This is a genomic window from Lentzea aerocolonigenes (genome assembly GCF_000974445.1).
In the GTDB taxonomy this organism is placed as follows: Bacteria; Actinomycetota; Actinomycetes; order Mycobacteriales; family Pseudonocardiaceae; genus Lentzea; species Lentzea aerocolonigenes.
The window spans coordinates 217783-235934 of record NZ_BBOJ01000003.1 but is presented as its reverse complement, the minus strand read 5'-3'; the positions used below and the strand labels follow the sequence as shown (position 1 = coordinate 235934).

Sequence of the window (18152 nt, the reverse complement as noted above, 5' to 3'; positions counted from 1 at the left end):
TGTCCCGCGGGCACGCCATTCCCTGCTCTGCGTATCCCTGACCGGGACAGGTAGCGCTTGTGGATCCACGAGATACTCGGGGTCATGACCGGAACTGCGGGGCTGGGGGACTTCCTCAAGACGCGGCGCTCGCAGCTTCGCCCTGATGACGTCGGCGTGCCGACCTACGGCGAGCGGCGACGAGTACCGGGTCTGCGGCGGGAGGAACTGGCGCGCCTCGCCGGGGTGAGCAGCTCCTACTACACGAGGCTCGAACAGGGGCATTCCTCCGGCGCCTCGGCTGAGGTGGTGGACGCGCTCGCGACCGCCCTGCGACTGGACGACGCCGAACGACAACACCTGCACGCACTCGCCAAGCCCGCGAGGCGGGCGCGCCGGTCGCCACCCGAGCACGTCTCGGACGCGACGAGTCAGCTGCTCGCCGCGCTGGTGGACGTTCCCGCGATCGTGCTCGGCCGTCGCAGCGACGTGCTGGCGTGGAACCGGCCGGGGCACGCGTTGTTCGCGGGACATCTCGACGTTGCGCGGCGTCCGAACATGGCGGAGCTGGTGTTCCTCGACCCGCACGTCCGCGAGCTCTACGCGGACTGGCCGGGCAAGGCCGAGGCGGTGGTGGGGAACCTGCGCCTGGTCGCGGGGCGGCATCCGGACGACGCCGCGCTGCACGAACTGGTGGGGCGGCTGAGTGCGAAGAGCTCCGAGTTCGCTTCGCTGTGGGCGGGCCACCGCGTGAAAGCCTGTGCCACGGCCGAGTACGAGATGAGGCATCCCCTGGTCGGTCCGCTGACCGTCACGCAGCAGACCCTCGGCAACGGGACGGGGCCCGACGTCGTGGTCGCCACCGCCGCACCCGGCTCGGCGTCGCAGGCTGCGCTGGCCCTGCTCGCCGTTGGCGCGACCCCACGGGATTCCGAGGAATCCGGTGGGGTGCGAGCGGCAGCTTTCCTTCAGTAGCTGAACGTGGTCGCGGGCTCGTCGCCGATCCACTTCCACAACGGGATCGTGCCGTTGATCTCCGCGCCGGGAATGAGGTTGCCGGCGTCGAGTTGCTTTGCGTTGAAGCAGAGCGGGCAGACGTAGTACCGGCCGCCCGCCGCCTCGTAGCGCTGGAAGAGGTCTGCCAGCGGCGGACAGCCGTCGCACGCGACGCCCGTGGCGGTGCCGGTCAGCGCGAGGCGCACCGCCTCCTTGGACAAGAACATCATGGTCTCGCGTCCGGTCTCCGCGGCGCCGATCGCGACCAGGAACGCGACGGTCACCTTCTCGGAGTCCTCGAGTCCCGTCGCGAGGCTGATGACGGCTTTGTTCGACATGATCTGCTCCCTTCGTCTGAACAGGACGGTAGGAGCGGGGAGGTCCCGTGTCGTCGGGCGTTCTCCCTACAGATCGAGCGGATCGAGCAGGCCGTTGCGCATTGCGAACAACGTCGCGGTCGAGCGGGACGACGCCCCGGTCTTGGTGTAGATGCGCTCGATGTGCGTCCCTGCCGTCTTGCGGGAGATCCCCAGCTGCTCGGCGACCTCGCCGGTCTGCGCGCCGCGGGAGATCAGGATCAGCACCTCGACCTCGCGCGGAGTGAGGCCGGCGGGTCCGGACACGCGCCGCCGGGTGCCGTTGCCCGCGGCGGCGAGAACGGCCTCGGCCGCGTCGCCGTCGAGGCCGCCGGTACGGATCGCGTCCCGCACGGCGCTGACGGCCTGCTTGTCCGTCAACGCCGGCCGGTGCGCCCTGGGTTCGAGCATCGCCCGGTACGCGCAGGCCGCGGCGAGCAGGCGACCGGTCATCGGCACCGCGGCACCGGACAGGCCGCGGTGGTAGCCGCTGCCGTCCACGCGTTCGTGGGCCGTGGCCGCGATCGCGCCCAGCTTGGCCAGCGCGGCCGGGCGGGACAGGACGCGTTCGGTGTAGTACGAGCTGAGCCGCACGCGTTCCCAGTCGGTGGCCGACAGCGGTCCTGGCTGGTCCAAGACCGTCACCGGGACGCCGTGCAACCCGATGTCGTGCAACAGACCCGCGCGCCGGGTGGCCACGACGTCGCCGACGGGTAGCCCCATCGACCGGGCCGCGGCACCGGCGAGCTCTGCGACGCCGCGGGAGTGCCCGGCGCGTGAGGCGCAGCGCAGATCGGTGAAGTCCGCCAAGGCTTCCAGTGCCGTGTCCAGGTCGTTCTCGGTCAGCGGGCGGTCGGCGGTGAGCGGGCCGATTTCGGTGCCGGCCAACACTTCTGGCGCGTGCGCGAGGAACGCGTCGACCACGTCGGGTGCGAACTGGCTGCCGCGCCGTGCTTTCGCGACTTCGAGCGCGGCGTCGATCCCGCCGGTCCGGTGCCGCACCTCGACGACGTCGGCGAGGTGCAGCAGGCGGATTGTCGGCGCGATGTCCGTGCCGCCCACCCCGTGCGGGACCCCTCGGCCGTCCCAGCGGGTGAAGAACTGCCGCAGCGCGGTGACGACGTCCTCGCCGAGCCCGAGCCGTTCCGCCAGCGTCGACGTCGTCAGGCAGTGCGACTGCATGCCCTGCACGACGTTCTGGCCGCCAGTCGTCAGCATCGTCGTCGCGACCCGGAGCCGGTGCCACACCGGTCCACCCCGGCCGGCCCGACGCAGGAAGAAACCGATCCCCGCCATCCCGGCGAGATCGACGTCGTAGCTGTCCGCGCGGAAGGCGATGTCGTCACCGAACGACGCGGCCACCTCGGGGGAGTCCGCGATGCAGCCGACCCAGCCGAGCATGGAGACGTAGAACAGCGACCGCCGCTGGTCCTCCGGCAGGCCCACGTGCCCGGCGAGGCGCTCGGCGATCCGCCACGACCGGAGCACGTGCTCCATCGGCTGGCCCAGGCCGAGGTCCGTGGCGAGCGAGAACGCCGCCAGCAGTTCGGCCAGGTCGATCCCGGCGTCGCGATCACCAAGCTCCACCCGCGAAGGGTAGCTCCGCGAGCTGCTTCGGCTGTGGTTTCCCGTTGTCCGCCCGCGCGGCGCGAGCGCGACCGTAAGCTGCTCGCGGCGAACGGACAAGGCTCTCGGGACACGGAGACGATGACGCAGGAGGCGTTCGGGCCGTACCGGATCGAGCAGCTGCTCGGCCGGGGTGGGATGGGCGAGGTGCACCGGGCCTACGACACGGTGCACGACCGGTTCGTGGCGCTCAAGAGACTGTCGCCCGCCCACCACGGCGACCGGGAGTACCGCGCCCGCTTCCGCCGCGAGGCCCAGATCGTGGCGCGGCTGCGGGAGCCGCACGTCATCCCCATCCACGCCTACGGCGAGATCGACGACCGGCTCTACCTGGACATGCGGCTCGTGGAGGGGGCCGACCTGTCGGACGTGATCCGCGAGCGGGCGATCGAGCCGTCGCGGGCCGTGCGCATCGTCGAGCAGGTGGCGAGCGCCCTGGACGCCGCGCACGCCGACGGCCTCGTGCACCGCGACGTGAAGCCGTCGAACGTGCTCGTGACCTCCGGCGACTTCGTGTACCTGGTGGACTTCGGCATCGCCCGCAGCGTCTCGCCGACCGCGACGGGCCTCACGGCGTCGGGCTCGGTGGTCGGCACGCTGGACTACATGGCGCCCGAGCGCTTCGAGAGCGGCCCGGTGGACGGCCGCGCGGACGTGTACGCCCTGGCCGGTGTCCTGTTCGCGTGCGTGACGGGCCGGCGTCCGTTCACCGCGGACGGCACCGCGGCCCAGATCTGGGCGCACCTGAAGGAACCGCCGCCGAGGGCGTCCCTGGTGAACCCGGCCGTGCCACGGGCGCTGGACGACGTCATCGCCCGAGGCATGGCCAAGAACCCCGCCGACCGCTACGCCACCGCGGGTGAGCTCGCGCGGGCGGCCGCGCAGGCCCTGGCGTCCGCACCCGCGACGCCACCGGCGGGACAGTTCGGCCCCGCCACTCCCACGACCCCACTGGCCGCCCACCAGGCCCCGCAACCACCGCCCCAACCCCGCACCGCCGCCACCGAAATCGTGCGCCCGCCGAAGCGCAACGCCGAGCCCGGCACCGCGACTCCGGCCCTCATCGCCGGAGGCCTGGCGGTCGCGGTGCTGGTGATCGTGACCGCGGTGGTCTTCTCCAACGGCGACAGAACGCGCGGCTCCGGCACCACTTCCACCAGCACCACGACAACCACGTCCAGCAGCACGCCCACGACCACCTCCACGACGCGGTCACCGGAGGTGGAGAAGCTGCTGGCCGCTCTCCCCGACGTCTACAAGACCTCCGCCGAGTGCGTGCCGTCCACTCCGGACGGCGGCGCCGTGGCCGTCGTCCGCTGCACCAAGCCGGGAGCGTGGTCGCCCCGGTACCCCGCGCCGGACGAGTCCGAGTTCCGGCTGTTCGGCGACCGCGCCGGCCAGGACGCGTTCTTCCAGGCGTTGGTGACGAGCCGGGGCATCCCGCGGATGGACGAGCGCGGCGGATGCCGTCCCGAGTCCGACCCGATTCACTACGCGCTCTACTACCGCGACACCTCCGGCCCGTTGCCCGGCGAGTTCACGACGTGCTTCGTCGCCGACGGCAACGCGCAGGTGTGGTGGGTCGACACCCGCACGCTCACCATCGGCGTGGTGAAGAGGCCGGGTGACCTCAAGACGCTCGACAGCCTCGACCTGTGGTGGAACACCACGATCCTGTCGGCGCTCTGAGTCAGCTGGACACGCCGCAGCTCGGCGCGGACCAGAAGCGGGTGGAGCGGTGCGCGACGTGCACGTGGTCGTCGTGACCGGTGTAGCCGGGCCCGAGGATCTCGTTGAAGCCGTGGTTGCGGGCCTGCCGCGCCAACGCGCAGAAGCCCTGCGAGCCCGCGCCGAGGTCGACGGCGTCGCCGTACAGGTGACGGCTCGTGGGGGAACCGCCGACGGCGTTGTTGCAGGAGACGCTGCGGAAGCCGCCGTTGACGTCGATCGGCCTGTCACCCATGGCGTGCCGCATGGCCTGCAGCTTCCACATCGACACCAGGGCGTTGGCGCGCGCGGTGGCAGCGGAGACGTTGCCGCCGGACCAGTCGGAGTTGCAGTTGTTCAGCTCGTCGTAGGTGAAGTTGACCGGCGTGCAGTCGTTGTCCTGCAGTTCGTAGATCTTCGCGAACGTCGCCGACCCCGCGATGCCGTCGGCGCCGAGACCGTAGGCCTGCTGGAACCGCGTCACGGCCGCCTTGGTGGCGGGCCCGAACTGTCCGTCGAGGCCGAGAACGCCGCCGTAGCCGGGATATCCGGCCACGCGGATCTGCAGCTGACGGACGTCCTCGCCCGAGGTTCCTTCCGCGAGCGTGCGTCCCCAGGTGTAGCAGGCGTCGGCTGCGGAGGGGCCGGTCTGTGCCGCGGCAGGAGCGACACCGGCGGTGAGGAGCAGGGCGACGACCGGTAAGACGAAGCGGAGTTTCACGACAGCACACCTTTCGATCACAGGGATCTGCAGCGTGTCGAGTTCGCACCGGGGCTGTCAACGAGCAACCAAGTGAACTCCTAGTTCGGTGAGTGGTCCCCGGGGACTTGTGTCGCGATCCCCGGAGCGAGACGCTGACATGTGGCGTCCGGTGAGCGGGCAGAGGCCAGGGTGTGCAGCACCGCGGAACGCATCCGCGAGTTGCGGTCGCGCCGCGCTCAGCTCAGCACGCGTTCGGGGAGAGCGTCGACGCCGGAGGACGCCGAAACGGCGGTGGCCGCACTGATCGAGGCACTGCACCACGCGGCTCAGGCGCGGGAGAGCCTCCGCGAAAGCCTCGACGACTCCGCCGCCGCACACGAACGAGCAGCGGACGTCCTCGAGCAGGCGGCGGCACGCGGTGGAAGTGGGGCCGCGGCCCGTCGCGCCGCGGCCGCTCGGCACCGTGCCGACGCTCAGGCCGATCGCAGGCGTGCCGCCGAGATCTGAGCGCTCACAGCAACGTGATCACCCCGTACGCACCCGCGGCCACGAGCGCGGACGCGGGCAGCGTCAGCACCCACCCCTTGGCGATGTCCGCCGCCACCGACCACCGCACCGCCGACCGGCGTGTGGTCGCGCCGACACCCATCACCGCTGACGTGATCACGTGCGTGGTCGAGATCGGGGCGTGGAACACGAACGCGGCCAGGTACAGCACGGAGGACGCGGACAGTTCGGCGGCGAAGCCGTGCGGCGGGGTGAGGTGGAAGATGCGCCTGCCCAGGGTGCGCATGATCCGCAGGCCGCCCGCGTAGGTGCCGGCCGACAGGGCCACCGCGCACGCCAGGATCACCCAGAACGGCACCGAGTAGCCGGTCTGGTGACCGGACACGACCAGCCCGAGCACGATCACACCCATGCTCTTCTGGGCGTCCTGCAGGCCGTGGCCGAGGGCGAGGCTCGCCGCGGAGAACACCTGGGCGCGGCGCATCAGGCGGCCCGCCCGGTGCGCGTTGGCCCTGCGGAACGACCACATGATCACGGTCATCACCGCGTAGCCGAGCAGCAGGCCGATGAGGGGAGAGGCCACCATCGGGATGACGACCTTCTCCAGCACCCCGGCCCAGTGCACGGTGGTGGCGGACGCGAGCGCCGCGCCGACCAGGCCGCCGACCAGGGCGTGCGAGGACGACGACGGCAGGCCGAAGTACCAGGTGATGAGGTTCCACGTGATGGCACCGGCCAGCGCGGCGGTCACCACGTGCAGCGCGTCGTTGCCGACGGGGGTGTCGATGATGCCCTTGGCGATCGTCACGGCGACGGCGGTGCCCAGCAGCGCGCCGATCAGGTTCATCACCGCCGCGAGCGTCAGGGCGGCGCGCAGGGTCAGCGCACGGGTCGACACGGCGGTCGCGATGGCGTTGGCCGCGTCGTGGAAGCCGTTGGTGAAGTCGAACGCGAGCGCGAGGACGATCACGACCACCAGTCCGGCGGTCAGCATCACGCTTCCTTGACGGCGATCGAGTGCACGGCGTTCGCGACGTGTTCGAAGGCGTCGGCGGCGGCCTCCAGCTCGTCCACGACGTCCTTGAGCTTCATGACCTCGAGGGCGTCGCGCTCACCGTTGAACAGCTCCGACAGCAGTCTGCGGTAGACCTGGTCGGCCTCGTTCTCGATCTGGTTGACCTCGACCCAGAACGCGGTCAGCTCCTGCGGTTCGGCGAGGCGGGGCATGGCCGCGGCGGTGAGCTGAGCGGCCCGGCACAGCAGGTCGGCCTGCACCGCGACGCCGCCGGGCAGCTCGCCCACGCGGTAGAGGGTCGCCAGGTCGACCGCGGCGTCCATGTGGTCGACGACGTCGTCCAGCCTGGCCGCGAGGCGGTAGATGTCCTCCCGGTCGAACGGCGTGACGAACGACCGGTCGAGGTGCTCGATGATGGCGTGGGTCGCGTCGTCGGCGGCGTTCTCGAGGGTGTGCATCCGTGCCGCCAGCTCGGCGCGGTCCTGCTCGGGCGCCTGGACGAACTCGCGCAGCAGCTCCACGCCGGCGCCGATGTTCGCGCCGATCTCGGCGAACAGCTCGAAGAACTTCGCGCCCGTGGGCTTGCGGCTGATGCGCATGCCGATGACCTCTCCTCAGACGATCGAGACCAGCTGGTCGGGGCAGGCGGAGTTCGCCGGTGCTGACGGGGCAGGTCTACCCACTGGCGCGACGACCAAACACGGGCTCACCTCCGATCCGCCGCGTCACGTTCACCCCTCCACGGACGATCAAGAGGGTGTGAACACTGCAAGAGAGAAGCCGGCCCCGTGAGCCGGACCGGCGCGGACGTGCACGAGCTCAGCGACGGCGTCCCGGTCGTGGCCGACGTCGACCGGATCGCGGCGCACCCCGATCCCGTCGTCCGCAACCTTCAGATCACCCACTGCTACCACCTGCTGTCGCGGGCCGTGGCCGCCCGCACCGGCGGGTCCGCGAACTGGTGCACGTTCGCCGTGTGGGCCTCCAAGCAGATCGGGCAGACCATCCGGCAGGAAGACCTCGCGCGCACCGCGGAACGTCTGCTGAAGTCCTCACCCGAGGTGGCCGCCGGAATCGACCTGATGGCGCGCAGCCTGCGCCGGGCCGTTCCGCAACAGGGCCTGGACCGCGTGCACGAGGTCGTGCGCCGGACGATCGTGACGACCGCACGGCTCGACGACGTCAGCGCCGCGTCGGCACAGGGCAACCTCAAGGTCTTCGAGGAGATCGCGCGTGAGTTCGCGCGGTTCCTCGCCGAGTTCGGCCAGGGGCCCGGCGACGAGCGGATCGAGGAGTTCTGCGCCGGGCTCCGGCCGGGCGAACCACCCGAGGGGCAGCGCTACCTGCGGCAGGCCTTCACCCGGTACCACCGCGCGATGACCACCAGCGACCCGAAGCAGCGGGCCGAACTCCTGCTCCTGGCGAACATCGAGGTGGGCCTGCACGAGCAGACCCGCTTGCAACCGGAGATCGCCGCCGCGATGCAGGCACCCGTCGTCGACCCCCGCGAGCTCGAACGCCGCCTGCTCGAGGTGCTGCTGCCGGGCAACCGGGTGGTCAGGTGGTTCCGCGTCGCCCTGCTGACCGTGCTGGGCAGGCGGACCGCCGTCCGCATCGCCGGCGAGCAGCTGTCCGACCAGGTGCGAGCGCTCGTGCGGCGGGCGGTCACCGAACACCTGATGACCCTGGCGCTGCCCGGTGGTGAACTGCTCGACCTGAGCAGGGACCTGCCCGCGACGTTCCCGCCGGAGCTCGCGGAGCTGTCCGATCCGGACCTGCTCGCACTGCTGAAGACCGTCGACCCGACACCTGACAGCACGCGCGGCACCGCCGCCCGCGACTGGGCCGACCTGCCGGACCGCATGCACTACATCGCCGACATGTTCCGCTGCCACGCCCTGCGCGGGGACCTGCTCGGGCCGCCGTTCACCGCCGAGCAGGTCGAGGCGCTGACCGGTGGCCGCAGGCCGGGCGGCGCGCTGTGAGCACTTGTGCACGCTAACAAGACGCTCCACCGCAGTTTGTTCAAGAAATAGCTGAACCTGGACATTGTCATCGAACATGTAGCCGGTCATAGTGTTAGCGCTCACTACCGGATTCATCAACGACGATGACAGGAGCCGGGTACATGCGCCTGCGCACCCACCGATGGCGTCCGTTGCTCGCCGCGTTCGCCACCTTCGCCGGTGCGGTCACCGGCCTCGCCGTCACCGCACCGGCCGCCCAGGCGGCAGGGCCGGTTCCGCACTACCTCATGACGGCGTTCACCAACAGCAGCGAGTCGAACATGTACGTCTACGACTCGGCGAACGCGACGAACTTCTCGCTGCTGCGGGCGAACGCCTACACGCCGCCGTCCGGGCTCATCCGCGACCCCAGCGTCATGCGGCACACCGACGGCTACTACTACGTCGTCTACACGACCGGCTGGACCGGCGACACCATCGGCTTCGCCCGCAGCGCCGACCACACGACGTGGACGTTCCTGCGCAACGTCAAGGTCGGGCTCAACGGCGCGACCGGCAGCACGTGGGCCCCGGAGTGGTTCAAGGACACCGACGGCAGCGTGCACGTCATCTTCTCCGCCTCCACCACCGGCACGGCTGGACAGTTCCGGCCCTACCGGGTCACGGCGACCAACGGCGACCTGTCCACTTGGACGTCACCGGTCGCCCTGGGCATCGCGGCGAACTACATCGACAGCTTCGTGGTGAAGACCGGCGGCACGTACCACAACTTCCTCAAGAACGAGACGACGAAGTACATCGAGCACGCGACCGCGACCTCGCTGAACGGGCCCTGGACGTTCCAGGGGACCGGCAACTGGGCGGGCTGGGGCTCCGGCCTGGAGGGGCCGGCCCTGGTGCAGCTCCCGGACGGCCGCTGGCGCCTCTACTTCGACCAGTACGGCCAAAAACGGTACTTCTACGCGGACAGCGCCGACCTCTCCTCGTTCGGTGCGAAGACCGAGCTGCCGGGCCTGTCCGGCACGGCGCGCCACTTCACCGTGCTGCGGGAAGACTCGGGCGACGGAACGGCCGTGCCGACCGGAAACCGTTCGCTGCGTTCGGTGAACTACCCGGACCGCTACGTGCGGCACCGCGACAACCTCGCCTACGTCGAGCAGATCAGCACGGCCACCGACCGGCAGGATGCGACCTTCACCGTCGTGCCCGGCCTGGCGAACGCGGCCTGCGTGTCGTTGCGCTCGGTGAACTTCCCGGACCGCTACCTGCGGCACTACAACTTCCGCGTGCGGCTGGACGTCAACAGTGGCGACGCGGCGTTCGCCAGTGACGCCACGTTCTGCGGCCGCGCAGGGCTCGCGGGCGGTCTGTCGCTGGAGTCCTACAGCCATCCCGGCCGGTACCTGCGGCACTACGCCTTCGAGGTGAGGGTCGACCAGTTCGCGTCCGGCTCGGGCTTCGCGAACGACGCGTCCTTCACGGTCACCGCGCCGCTCGGCTGAACCAGTTCGGTGGACTCGCCGCCGTCTGCGTGGGGTTCCCACCAGACGGCGGCGTCCACAGTGGACTTCTCAGTCCTCCTGCCCGGCCGGAGCGACGAGCTGGAGAATCCAGGCGCTCCAGGCGGTGTCGGCGCGCCGCTCGGACAGTTCGAGCGCGGTCGAGACGGTCTGGATCAGCCCCGTCGCGAAGAACGTCCGCACCTGCAAGGCATCCGCGCCCGTCAACCGGGCGATCGCCTTCATCAGGTCCAGATGACGTCGCCGCACCGCCACCTGCACCTCGGGGTCGGCCGCCGCCGCGAAACCCTGCAGCATCACGAGACCGGCACCCGGCTCACGGCGCAGGAGCTTCACGTAGGCGTCGCCCAGCGCGGTCAACGTCGGTTCCGCACGCTCGAACACGGCCTCGATCTTGTCGAAGGTGACGTCGACGACCTCCAGGAACAACTTCTTCTTGGAGCCGAAGAGCTGCACGATCCGCGGGTGCGAGACGCCGGCCTGCTCGGCGATGACCTCCAGGCGCCCGCCCGCCAGGCCGTTGCGGGCGAACTCGGCGCCGGCCGCTTCGAGGATCACCGCCCGGCGCGCCGCGGCGGGCATCCGGACGGGCGCGGTCCCGCTCACCCCTTGACGGCTTCGCCGCGGACCTGGCGCTCCACGAACTTGTTGTCGTAGAGGCAGCGGTAGGCGTGGACCAGCCCGTCCTCGCCCAGTTCCAGCCGGTCGTCACCGTGGAACTCGACCCGCCTGCCGTTGCCGGCGTGGGTGCCGGTGAAGTGCCACGCCACCACGAGCGCACGCCGCGTCACGTCGGCGTAGTAGCCGATGCGCGTGAACGAGTAGTCCGGGAAAGTCCTGCTCATGTGCGTGACGAAAGCGCGGAGGGCGTCCGGGCCGTACTCCGTCGAACGCAGCGCCGGTTCGTCGTAGACGAGGTCGTCCGCGCACAGGGCCGCGACGGCGTCCGCGTCGTGCCCGTTCCACGCCTTCTCCCACAGCCCGCAGAACTCTTCGACCGCGTCGATGTCGGTGGCGGCCACCTCAGCCAGGATCGTCATACTTCTAACTTACAAGTAAGTAAGAAGTTGCGCCAGGGTCACGCGGTTCTGACGTCACGTCGTTCAACGTGGAGGACCGCGGGGCCGAGCTCTGGGGTCCCTGCTTGGCGTTGAACCGCAACCACTGCGTGCCACCCGCGGGGATCGTGGCGGAGCGCCGGCCTTCACGTTCGCGCCGTACAGGTCACCGACGCGGCCGGACCCGGCACGAGCTCGCGAACATCCCGCTGGCGGCCGGACACCGTGATGATCCGGGCGGCGAGCGGCAACGGCCACCTCCACGCCGACGCGCTCTCGCTCGTGCGGACCGTCCGAGACGATCTCCGGTCAGCCGGTGGCGCAGGAGCGGCCGTTGAGGGAGAAGGCGCCCGGAGCGGGATTGACGGCACCGTTCGTCGCGGTGAACCCGGGCGGTGCCTGATCGGCCCGCCCGGCACGTACTCGAGCGTCCACGTCGACGACGTGGCCGACGTGTTCCCGGACGTCCAGACCTACGGCGGCGGGAGGTGCGAGAGCAACACGCACAACTCCGCGACCGTCCGCTGGGCGCTCACCGAGGACGACCGCGACTTCCGCTGGGTGACGATCTCCCGATAGGTGAAGGAAAAGGTGCAGATGATGAATCGCAAGAAGGTGTGGCTGGCGGGCGTGGCCGCAGCGGCCGCCGTGTCGGCGAGCACCGTGCTGGTCCCCGGTTCGGCCGTCGCGGCGACCTGCCGGGCGCAGCCGTTCTCCTCGTGCGTGGCCGTTACGTACCAGGTCTCGCACGTCAAGAGCATCCGCGTGAACGGCCGGTGCCTGACCGGTCCGTAGGGTCAGCACACCTCCGGTGAGTGAATGTGCTGCAATCGTTCGTCGCGCACCCTGAACCGTCCAGGTGTTCCGAATGGTTTTCGCTTTGTCCGCTACTTCACCGCGGAACCCGTGGAAATGAGAAAGCCCCGGACGGATGTCCAGGGCTTTCGAGGTTCGCCTGCTAGTTGCTGTAGCACCGCCACTTGATGAACCAGGCCCAGCTCCCGTCGCCGCGGGGGAAGCCGTCGATGCTCTCCGGCTTGTAGTCGCGAGTCCTGAACCCGTACACCCCGAAGCAGCGCCGGCTGGCCGCACCCTCCGTCGCCCTCACCGAGGGGTCCCAGGCGGGCTTCTGCGGCGATCGCGACGCGAGCTCGAAGTCGATCGTCGCGGAGTCGGCGCTGGCGGGCGCGGTACCGAGCACGACTCCGGCGCCCGCGGCGAGGACGAGCGCGACCGCGGTCGTCCGCACCGTCCTGCCGAACTTCGTGAACACAGCAACCTCCCATGAGTAGATCTTGCACGTGCGGTCACCCAAGCCTGGCGGTGGTCGTTCCGACAACGCTCAGGCGAGGTGTTCCGAGTTCTGCGGAATCTTTCCGAGATCCTCGGAAGCGTTTCCGCAGGGAGGAATCAGTTGCTGTAGCAGCGCCACGGCTGGACCCACCTGTTGGAGCCGTCCGGCTGTTGCAGGCCGTACAGCATGCCGGGCTCGGTTCCGCGTGCCCGGAACCTGTAGGTCTGCAAGCACTTCCGGTCGGCGGCGGGTCGCGTCTCTTCGATCGCGGCGCTCTGCGAAGGGAACTCGGTGCCACAGTCATCTCCGGTGAGTACCCGGCGAATGTGAGCAACCCTCCTTTGTGGACCGCTTTGATCGGAAGGTGGGCGGAGCATGTTCCGCGTAGTTCGGAAAGGGTCGCTCACACGCCGATGGGCTCGCGGCTGCCGGGCATCGGCAGGGCGAGCGTCGAGTCCAGAACGGACCTCAGCGCCGCCCGGGGTTCGTCCGCCGAGCCCAGCTCGCCTGCGTCGTGACCTTCGCCGCGAGGTGAGGCAGGTCGGTGCTGATCGAACGGAGGGCCGTCGTCAACGCCTCGCGCAGCACGTGCGTCTGTTCGTCGATCAGCCGCGTCGCTGGGGTGACCATCCGGCCGGCCAGGCACGGGAGGTGCGGGTGAACCCCCGGTCGTGAAGGATTTCCGAAAGCGTCGGAATCGCTGGGCGGAACACCGGACGAAGTGCGAAATCCACGTGTTGCGTGCGAAATGCTGGACGGGGTTCCATGGACCGAACGAGAGGTGGTGATGTGCCCGTGCGCGAGGCGCTGGAGGTCCTCGTCGAGGATCCCGGGTTCACCGAGCTGATCGACTCGCGGTACGGGCTCGAGCGGCTCGGCGGCGGGGCGACGTGGAGCGAAGGGCCGCTGTGGCTGCCGGGCGAGGACGCCGTCATCTGGTCCGACATCCCCGGAAACCGGATCCTGCGCTGGTCGGCCGCGACCGGAGAGGTCACGGTGGACCGCACGGACGTCGAGTTCACCAACGGCCGGACACTCGACCGTCAGGGACGCGTCGTGGCGTGCTCGCACGGCAGGCGCGCGGTCGAGCGCACCGAACCGGACGGCACGACGACGGTCCTGGTCCACCGCTTCGGGTCCGCGAGGTTCAACTCTCCCAACGACGTCGTGGTCGCGTCCGACGACGCGATCTGGTTCACCGATCCGCCGTACGGGATCATCCTGCCTCAAGAGGGTCATCCCGGTGAGCGGGAGTACGGCGCCCACCACGTGTTCCGGTTCGTTCCGGGCACCGGTGAGCTGACCGCGGTGGTCGTCGACGTGGAGGAACCGAACGGGCTGGCCTTCTCGCCGGACGAACGGCGGCTCTACGTCTCGGACACCTCGGCCGCGTTGCGCACCGACGGCGGCGGGCAGCACTGCATCCGCGTCTACGACGTCAGCAGCGACTGGGAGTGCCGCGGCGGCAGGGTGTTCGCGGAGGTCGAACCCGGTGTGGCGGACGGCTTCCGCGTCGACGAGCACGGCAACGTCTGGACCTCCAGCGGTGACTCGGTGCAGGTCTACGCGCCGGACGGCACGCGGCTCGGCAAGATCCCGGTGCCGGAGAAGGTCGGCAACGTGTGCTTCGGCGGACCCGGTGGTGACGAGCTGTTCATCGCCGCCTCCACGAGCCTCTACCGCGTCCGCACCAGAACCAGGGGTGCGTCGGCGGCGCGCTGATCGTTGTGCGGAAATCATGTGCGCGAAATCCGGAAATGGTCCAGGCGAAGCGCATTGTTCACGATGTGGACGCGTGGTCGAATGGTGTGAACGAAGGCGGTGAAGAACTACCTCACGCGGCTGTTCTCCAGGACGGGCCGCCGCGCGCGGTTCGACCTGGCGGCCGCGAGCCTGGAAGGGCGCCTCGTCGCCCAGCCGTGGCGGGACATTCCCGAGCACGTTCGTGCCCTGCTATTTCGCGTGAAGAATGACCTGGGATTGGTCGGTCAGGCGTTCCTCGCGGGCACGGACCTCGTCCAGGAGTTCCGGCGGGCCGCGAGCGGGCTGCCGGTCGGTGGGCAGGAGACGGTGCTGCTCGCCGTGCTCGACGGTCTCGAGGTGGTCTACCTCGCCCGTCACGACGGCAGCCAGCCGGTCCGCCTGGCGAGCGACATCGGCCGCCGCATGCCCGCCGTGGTGACGGCGCTGGGGAAGGCGATGCTCGCGTCTCTACCCGGCGACGAACTGGAGGAACGGCTCTCCGGCGTCGGCAGGCTCCCCGTGCTCACGCCCCAGGTCTCACCGCGGCGTGGACGAGCTCCGCGCCGACCTCGACGCGACGCGGCAGCGCGGGTACGCGGTCGACGACGAGCAGAACACCGAGGGCGTCGTCTGCGTCAGCGTGGCCCTGCCCGGCACCGAGATCCCCACCGCCGTGAGCGCGACTCTGCTGGCGGCCCGGATGACCGACCAGCTGCGCACCGGTCTCGTGCGGGATCTGACCGCGCTCGCCGGGGGACTGGCCCGATCCGTCACCCGATAGTGGGAATTCCCGTCACGACCCGTCGCGCCGGGCGTCTCAATTCGTGAATCAGCTCGAAACTGCGCGGGCCAGCGTCAACACCTTCGTGAAACCTCAAGTGGTGCTCAAGTTGTCGAAGCGTTAGGACGAATGTGAGTAACCTGTTTCGCGATTGAAAGTTGTACCAAATGCTGAACGCGATGGCGGGCTGACTCGTTCGGTACGACCCTGGTGCGGACAAGGGAGTCGGGGAATGGCGCTGTCCGAAGTGGGTGAGCGGCTGACCACCGGGCGACCGGCCGGGCGCCGCCGAGAGCTGCGCCGGGTGGCCGCCGAGATGCGGGAGGTCGTCGCGGGCCGCTTCGGCGTCCTGCACCTGCGCGGGCCGCGTGCCATCGGGAAGTCGGCGCTGGTCGAGCTGCTGCGCGACGAGGCCGGCGACGAGGCGGACGTCCTCGTGACCACCTGCGCCGGCAGCGAGGACCTCGCCGCCGCGAGGAGCCTGCTCGGCGCGGACGTGGTCGACGCGCTGCCCGCCGGACGCGACGAGCACGCCCGGTCGTACGCGCTGAACGACCTGGTCGTCCCGCGCACGGCGGACCGGCCGCTGGTGCTCGTGCTCGACGACGCCCACCGCTGCGACCGCGCGACCGCCCGCTGGCTCGCGGTGCTCGCGCGCCGCATCCCGCAGCCGCGCGTCTGCGTCGTGCTGGTCTACCCGTGTGCGGAGCGGATCGCCGCCGAGGAGATGTTCGCCGATCTCAGCGGCGCCGTGGACACGACCACGATCGACCTCGGCCCGTTCGACGAGGCCGACGTGACGGAGCTGATCGCCCGCGAGTGCGGGTTCATCCCCGAGCGCGACACCGTCCTCACCGCGCTGGAGGCCACGGCAGGCATCCCGGAGGTCGCACTCGCCTGGGCGGCGAAGGCCTGCTCCCGCGACGCCGCGCCCGACGTCGAGACCGAGCTCGTCGCGTGGCAGCTCGCGTGGCTCGAGGACCAGCCGGAGCCGACGCGCCGGTACGTCACCGCGGTGGCGGTGCTCGGCGGCACCGAGGCCGCGAGCGCCGCGACGCTCGCCGAGATCTCACCGGCGGTGGCCGAGGCGAAGCGCGCGGAACTGGTGGCCGTCGGTGTGCTCACCCCGGCCGGGTGTTTCCGTTCGGCCGTGCTGCGCGAACGGGTGCTCGACGGCGCGGACAACCTGGCGGAGGTCCGGACGAGGGCGGCACGGCTGCTCACCGACGAGGGCCGCCCGCAGGAGGAGATCGCCCGGCTGGTCGTGCTGCTGCCCGAGCTGAACGAGGTGTGGATGTTCTGCGCGTTGCGTGGTGCGGCACGGGAGAACACGCTCGCCCCGGAGCTGGCGGTGAGCTACCTGCGGAGGGTGCTGGACGCGGTGCCCGGCCACGTCGACACGCGCCACGAACTGGCGACCCGGTTGTCCGAGATCGACCCGTCGGCGGCGATGGACGTCTTCGCGGAGCTGCTCGCCGACGTCACCGATCCCGCGGTGCGCGTGTCGGTGGCGATCAGCTGCGGCGCGGTGGCGCTGCGGGCGGGCCGCGGGCCCGACGGGTTCCGGTTGCTCTCCTGTTACCTGTCCGAAGAGGAGCGCACGGGCAGGCTCGCCGCGGTCGACCCCGAGCTGCGGGCCCAGACCGAGGCCATGGCCCTCGCCAACGGGTTCGGCGGTTCGGCGACCGTCCGCCAGGCGATGGACCTGGCGCGGGTGATCACACCGTGCGAGGGCCGGGCGGAGGGCGGTCGCCGGCTCGCACAGCAGCTCGCGAGGGCCGAGGTGCTGCGCGGCGAGTCACTTCCCGCGGCACTGGGCCACCTCCGGTCCGCGTTGCCCGCACCTGGTGGTGCCCGCGGGTTCTGGGACGTCTTCACGGTCGTGTCGCTGCACTTCTGCGGCGAGCCGGCCGCCGCCGTGACGCTGGTGGACGAGATCGTCGAGGCCGCGGCCGGTGACGCGGAGACCCGCAAGGTCGCCCTGGCGGCGCGCGCAGGTCTCGCGTACGACTCGGGTGACCTGCTGCAGGCGGAGCGGGACGCCCGCACCGCGCTGGAGATGCCCGGTCCCGAGGACTTCGGCGCGTTGACGGTGCTGGCGTCGGTGCTGGTGCGCCGTGGCGACACCGACCGGACCGAGCAGCTCCTGCACCGCATGCACACACCGCGCCACCCGGTCGAGTACGGCTGGTCGCTGGACGTCAGGGCGCACTGGCTGTGGAACCGCGGCGACCACGACTCGGCACTGGACATGCTCCGGCGGTGCGGCCGCGAGTTCGACGCGATGGGCGTGCACAACCCGGTGCTCGTGCCGTGGTGGATCGACGCCGTCGCGGTGACCATGCGGCTGGGCAGGCTCGCCGAGGCGGCAGAGATCGCCGAACGCGGTGCCGACGCCGCGCTCGCCTGGAACACGCCGGCCGCGCGCGGCTACGCCCTGCTCGCCGAGGGGATGAGCACGGGAGACGTCCTGACGCTGGAGCAGGCCGTCGCCGAACTGGGCGAGGCGGGATCGAGGCTGTGCGAAGCGCAGGCGTTGCGGGCGCTGGGCAACGCGCTGATGCGCGAGCAGGACGAGAAGACGGCCCGCAAGCACCTGCGGGCGGCGATGGACATAGCGGTGCGCTGCGGCGCGAGCATGGCCGCGGACCGGGCACACGAGCTGCTGACCGCCGCGGGCGGCCGGGTGAGCGCGGTGCACGCCTCACCCAGGGACGCGCTCACCAGCGGTGAGCTCAGGGTCGCGGAGCTCGCCGCCGACGGGCTGACCAACCGGGAGATCGCCGAGAAGCTGTACGTGACGGTGCGGACCGTGGAGAGCCACCTCTCGAACGCCTACCGGAAGCTGGGCGCCCAGACCCGCGCCGAGCTGGCGCTGCAGCTGCGATGAGCGGCGGGGG

Annotated in this window: 20 protein-coding genes and 1 pseudogene; 11 read left to right on the top strand and 10 right to left on the bottom strand. The window is 70.6% G+C overall.

From position 1 onward, the window contains the following. The first annotated feature begins 84 nt into the window (after positions 1–84). Positions 85–954, top strand: coding sequence for a helix-turn-helix domain-containing protein (locus tag AOM45_RS07150; RefSeq protein WP_051783062.1), 870 nt, complete (start codon positions 85–87; stop codon positions 952–954). Here AOM45_RS07150 and AOM45_RS07145 read toward each other — a convergent pair. Both AOM45_RS07145 and AOM45_RS07140 read right to left on the bottom strand, forming a co-directional pair. Further along, on the bottom strand, positions 948–1313 hold the full coding sequence (locus AOM45_RS07145; RefSeq protein WP_030466945.1) for a DsrE family protein: 366 nt from the start codon (positions 1311–1313) through the stop codon (positions 948–950). The two genes, AOM45_RS07150 and AOM45_RS07145, sit on opposite strands and share 7 nt — an antisense overlap. Positions 1314–1379: 66 nt before the next feature. Next, positions 1380–2918: an HD domain-containing phosphohydrolase gene (locus AOM45_RS07140; protein WP_030466944.1), complete on the bottom strand. Its 1539-nt coding sequence runs from the start codon at positions 2916–2918 to the stop codon at positions 1380–1382. A 120-nt stretch (positions 2919–3038) separates the two neighbouring features. Here AOM45_RS07140 and AOM45_RS07135 point away from each other — a divergent pair, with 120 nt between their 5' ends. Next, complete coding sequence (locus AOM45_RS07135) at positions 3039–4646, top strand: serine/threonine-protein kinase (RefSeq protein WP_030466943.1); 1608 nt, start codon at positions 3039–3041, stop codon at positions 4644–4646. Between the two features lies 1 nt (position 4647). Here the strand turns inward: AOM45_RS07135 and AOM45_RS07130 are convergent, their stop codons facing one another. Further along, positions 4648–5385 (bottom strand): D-Ala-D-Ala carboxypeptidase family metallohydrolase, encoded by a 738-nt coding sequence (locus tag AOM45_RS07130; RefSeq protein ID WP_030466942.1) that lies wholly within the window; start codon positions 5383–5385, stop codon positions 4648–4650. 171 nt (positions 5386–5556) lie between these two features. Between AOM45_RS07130 and AOM45_RS07125 the strand changes: the two genes are divergently transcribed. Further along, the gene (locus AOM45_RS07125) at positions 5557–5874 is read left to right on the top strand and encodes a hypothetical protein (protein WP_059362265.1); all 318 of its coding nucleotides are present in this window, start codon (positions 5557–5559) and stop codon (positions 5872–5874) included. 4 nt (positions 5875–5878) lie between these two features. Here AOM45_RS07125 and AOM45_RS07120 read toward each other — a convergent pair whose 3' ends face one another. After that, a complete protein-coding gene (locus tag AOM45_RS07120; protein ID WP_030466940.1) occupies positions 5879–6868 on the bottom strand; it encodes an inorganic phosphate transporter in 990 nt (329 codons plus the stop codon). Next, the gene (locus AOM45_RS07115; protein ID WP_030466939.1) at positions 6868–7488 is read right to left on the bottom strand and encodes a DUF47 domain-containing protein; all 621 of its coding nucleotides are present in this window, start codon (positions 7486–7488) and stop codon (positions 6868–6870) included. The genes AOM45_RS07120 and AOM45_RS07115 overlap by 1 nt, the downstream gene beginning before the upstream one ends. Before the next feature lie 189 nt (positions 7489–7677). Here AOM45_RS07115 and AOM45_RS07110 point away from each other — a divergent pair, with 189 nt between their 5' ends. Next, a complete protein-coding gene (locus tag AOM45_RS07110; protein WP_030466938.1) occupies positions 7678–8874 on the top strand; it encodes a hypothetical protein in 1197 nt (398 codons plus the stop codon). A gap of 143 nt (positions 8875–9017) precedes the next feature. Beyond that, on the top strand, positions 9018–10358 hold the full coding sequence (locus tag AOM45_RS07105; protein ID WP_030466937.1) for a glycoside hydrolase family 43 protein: 1341 nt from the start codon (positions 9018–9020) through the stop codon (positions 10356–10358). Between the two features lie 69 nt (positions 10359–10427). Here the strand turns inward: AOM45_RS07105 and AOM45_RS07100 are convergent, their stop codons facing one another. Together AOM45_RS07100 and AOM45_RS07095 are read right to left on the bottom strand one after the other, a co-directional pair. Further along, positions 10428–10982, bottom strand: a complete 555-nt coding sequence (locus AOM45_RS07100) for a TetR/AcrR family transcriptional regulator (protein ID WP_081902013.1) — start codon at positions 10980–10982, stop codon at positions 10428–10430. Further along, the gene (locus tag AOM45_RS07095; protein ID WP_030466935.1) at positions 10979–11416 is read right to left on the bottom strand and encodes a nuclear transport factor 2 family protein; all 438 of its coding nucleotides are present in this window, start codon (positions 11414–11416) and stop codon (positions 10979–10981) included. Before AOM45_RS07095 ends, AOM45_RS07100 begins: the two co-directional genes overlap by 4 nt. Before the next feature lie 246 nt (positions 11417–11662). Between AOM45_RS07095 and AOM45_RS07090 the strand changes: the two genes are divergently transcribed. Continuing rightward, positions 11663–12013 carry a hypothetical protein gene (locus tag AOM45_RS07090; RefSeq protein WP_156093750.1) on the top strand — a complete coding sequence of 117 codons (351 nt, stop codon included), beginning with the start codon at positions 11663–11665 and terminating at the stop codon, positions 12011–12013. A gap of 21 nt (positions 12014–12034) precedes the next feature. Further along, a complete protein-coding gene (locus AOM45_RS07085; protein WP_156093749.1) occupies positions 12035–12229 on the top strand; it encodes a hypothetical protein in 195 nt (64 codons plus the stop codon). 163 nt (positions 12230–12392) lie between these two features. Here AOM45_RS07085 and AOM45_RS07080 read toward each other — a convergent pair whose 3' ends face one another. Together AOM45_RS07080 and AOM45_RS50635 are read right to left on the bottom strand one after the other, a co-directional pair. Then, the gene (locus tag AOM45_RS07080; RefSeq protein ID WP_156093748.1) at positions 12393–12707 is read right to left on the bottom strand and encodes a hypothetical protein; all 315 of its coding nucleotides are present in this window, start codon (positions 12705–12707) and stop codon (positions 12393–12395) included. A gap of 489 nt (positions 12708–13196) precedes the next feature. Beyond that, positions 13197–13358, bottom strand: a complete 162-nt coding sequence (locus tag AOM45_RS50635; protein ID WP_156093747.1) for a hypothetical protein — start codon at positions 13356–13358, stop codon at positions 13197–13199. A 135-nt stretch (positions 13359–13493) separates the two neighbouring features. On the opposite strand from AOM45_RS50635, the gene AOM45_RS07075 reads away from it, so the two are divergent. Together AOM45_RS07075 and AOM45_RS54015 are read left to right on the top strand one after the other, a co-directional pair. Continuing rightward, positions 13494–14450: an SMP-30/gluconolactonase/LRE family protein gene (locus AOM45_RS07075; RefSeq protein WP_081902012.1), complete on the top strand. Its 957-nt coding sequence runs from the start codon at positions 13494–13496 to the stop codon at positions 14448–14450. Between the two features lie 99 nt (positions 14451–14549). Continuing rightward, positions 14550–14918 (top strand): annotated as a pseudogene (locus AOM45_RS54015) (IclR family transcriptional regulator domain-containing protein); the annotation flags it as partial. Here the strand turns inward: AOM45_RS54015 and AOM45_RS53430 are convergent. After that, entirely contained in the window at positions 14846–14998 is a 153-nt protein-coding gene (locus AOM45_RS53430; RefSeq protein WP_253728178.1) for a hypothetical protein, read from the bottom strand. The pseudogene AOM45_RS54015 and the gene AOM45_RS53430 sit on opposite strands and share 73 nt — an antisense overlap. A gap of 20 nt (positions 14999–15018) precedes the next feature. Between AOM45_RS53430 and AOM45_RS07070 the strand changes: the two genes are divergently transcribed. Then, entirely contained in the window at positions 15019–15252 is a 234-nt protein-coding gene (locus AOM45_RS07070; RefSeq protein WP_051783061.1) for an IclR family transcriptional regulator domain-containing protein, read from the top strand. Between the two features lie 232 nt (positions 15253–15484). Beyond that, positions 15485–18142: a helix-turn-helix transcriptional regulator gene (locus AOM45_RS07065; protein ID WP_030466930.1), complete on the top strand. Its 2658-nt coding sequence runs from the start codon at positions 15485–15487 to the stop codon at positions 18140–18142. Positions 18143–18152 lie beyond the last annotated feature (10 nt).

Excerpts from the sequence above, each read along its gene's own strand:
- AOM45_RS07145 (WP_030466945.1), bottom strand. The coding sequence starts at position 1,313 with ATGTCGAACAAAGCCGTCATCAGCCTCGCGACGGGACTCGAGGACTCC.
- AOM45_RS07105 (WP_030466937.1), top strand. The coding sequence starts at position 9,018 with ATGCGCCTGCGCACCCACCGATGGCGTCCGTTGCTCGCCGCGTTCGCC.
- AOM45_RS07095 (WP_030466935.1), bottom strand. The coding sequence starts at position 11,416 with ATGACGATCCTGGCTGAGGTGGCCGCCACCGACATCGACGCGGTCGAA.
- AOM45_RS07115 (WP_030466939.1), bottom strand. The coding sequence starts at position 7,488 with ATGCGCATCAGCCGCAAGCCCACGGGCGCGAAGTTCTTCGAGCTGTTC.
- AOM45_RS07150 (WP_051783062.1), top strand. The coding sequence starts at position 85 with ATGACCGGAACTGCGGGGCTGGGGGACTTCCTCAAGACGCGGCGCTCG.
- AOM45_RS07120 (WP_030466940.1), bottom strand. The coding sequence starts at position 6,868 with ATGCTGACCGCCGGACTGGTGGTCGTGATCGTCCTCGCGCTCGCGTTC.
- AOM45_RS50635 (WP_156093747.1), bottom strand. The coding sequence starts at position 13,358 with ATGGTCACCCCAGCGACGCGGCTGATCGACGAACAGACGCACGTGCTG.
- AOM45_RS07135 (WP_030466943.1), top strand. The coding sequence starts at position 3,039 with ATGACGCAGGAGGCGTTCGGGCCGTACCGGATCGAGCAGCTGCTCGGC.
- AOM45_RS07075 (WP_081902012.1), top strand. The coding sequence starts at position 13,494 with ATGGACCGAACGAGAGGTGGTGATGTGCCCGTGCGCGAGGCGCTGGAG.
- AOM45_RS07085 (WP_156093749.1), top strand. The coding sequence starts at position 12,035 with ATGAATCGCAAGAAGGTGTGGCTGGCGGGCGTGGCCGCAGCGGCCGCC.
- AOM45_RS07090 (WP_156093750.1), top strand. The coding sequence starts at position 11,663 with ATGATCCGGGCGGCGAGCGGCAACGGCCACCTCCACGCCGACGCGCTC.
- AOM45_RS07065 (WP_030466930.1), top strand. The coding sequence starts at position 15,485 with ATGGCGCTGTCCGAAGTGGGTGAGCGGCTGACCACCGGGCGACCGGCC.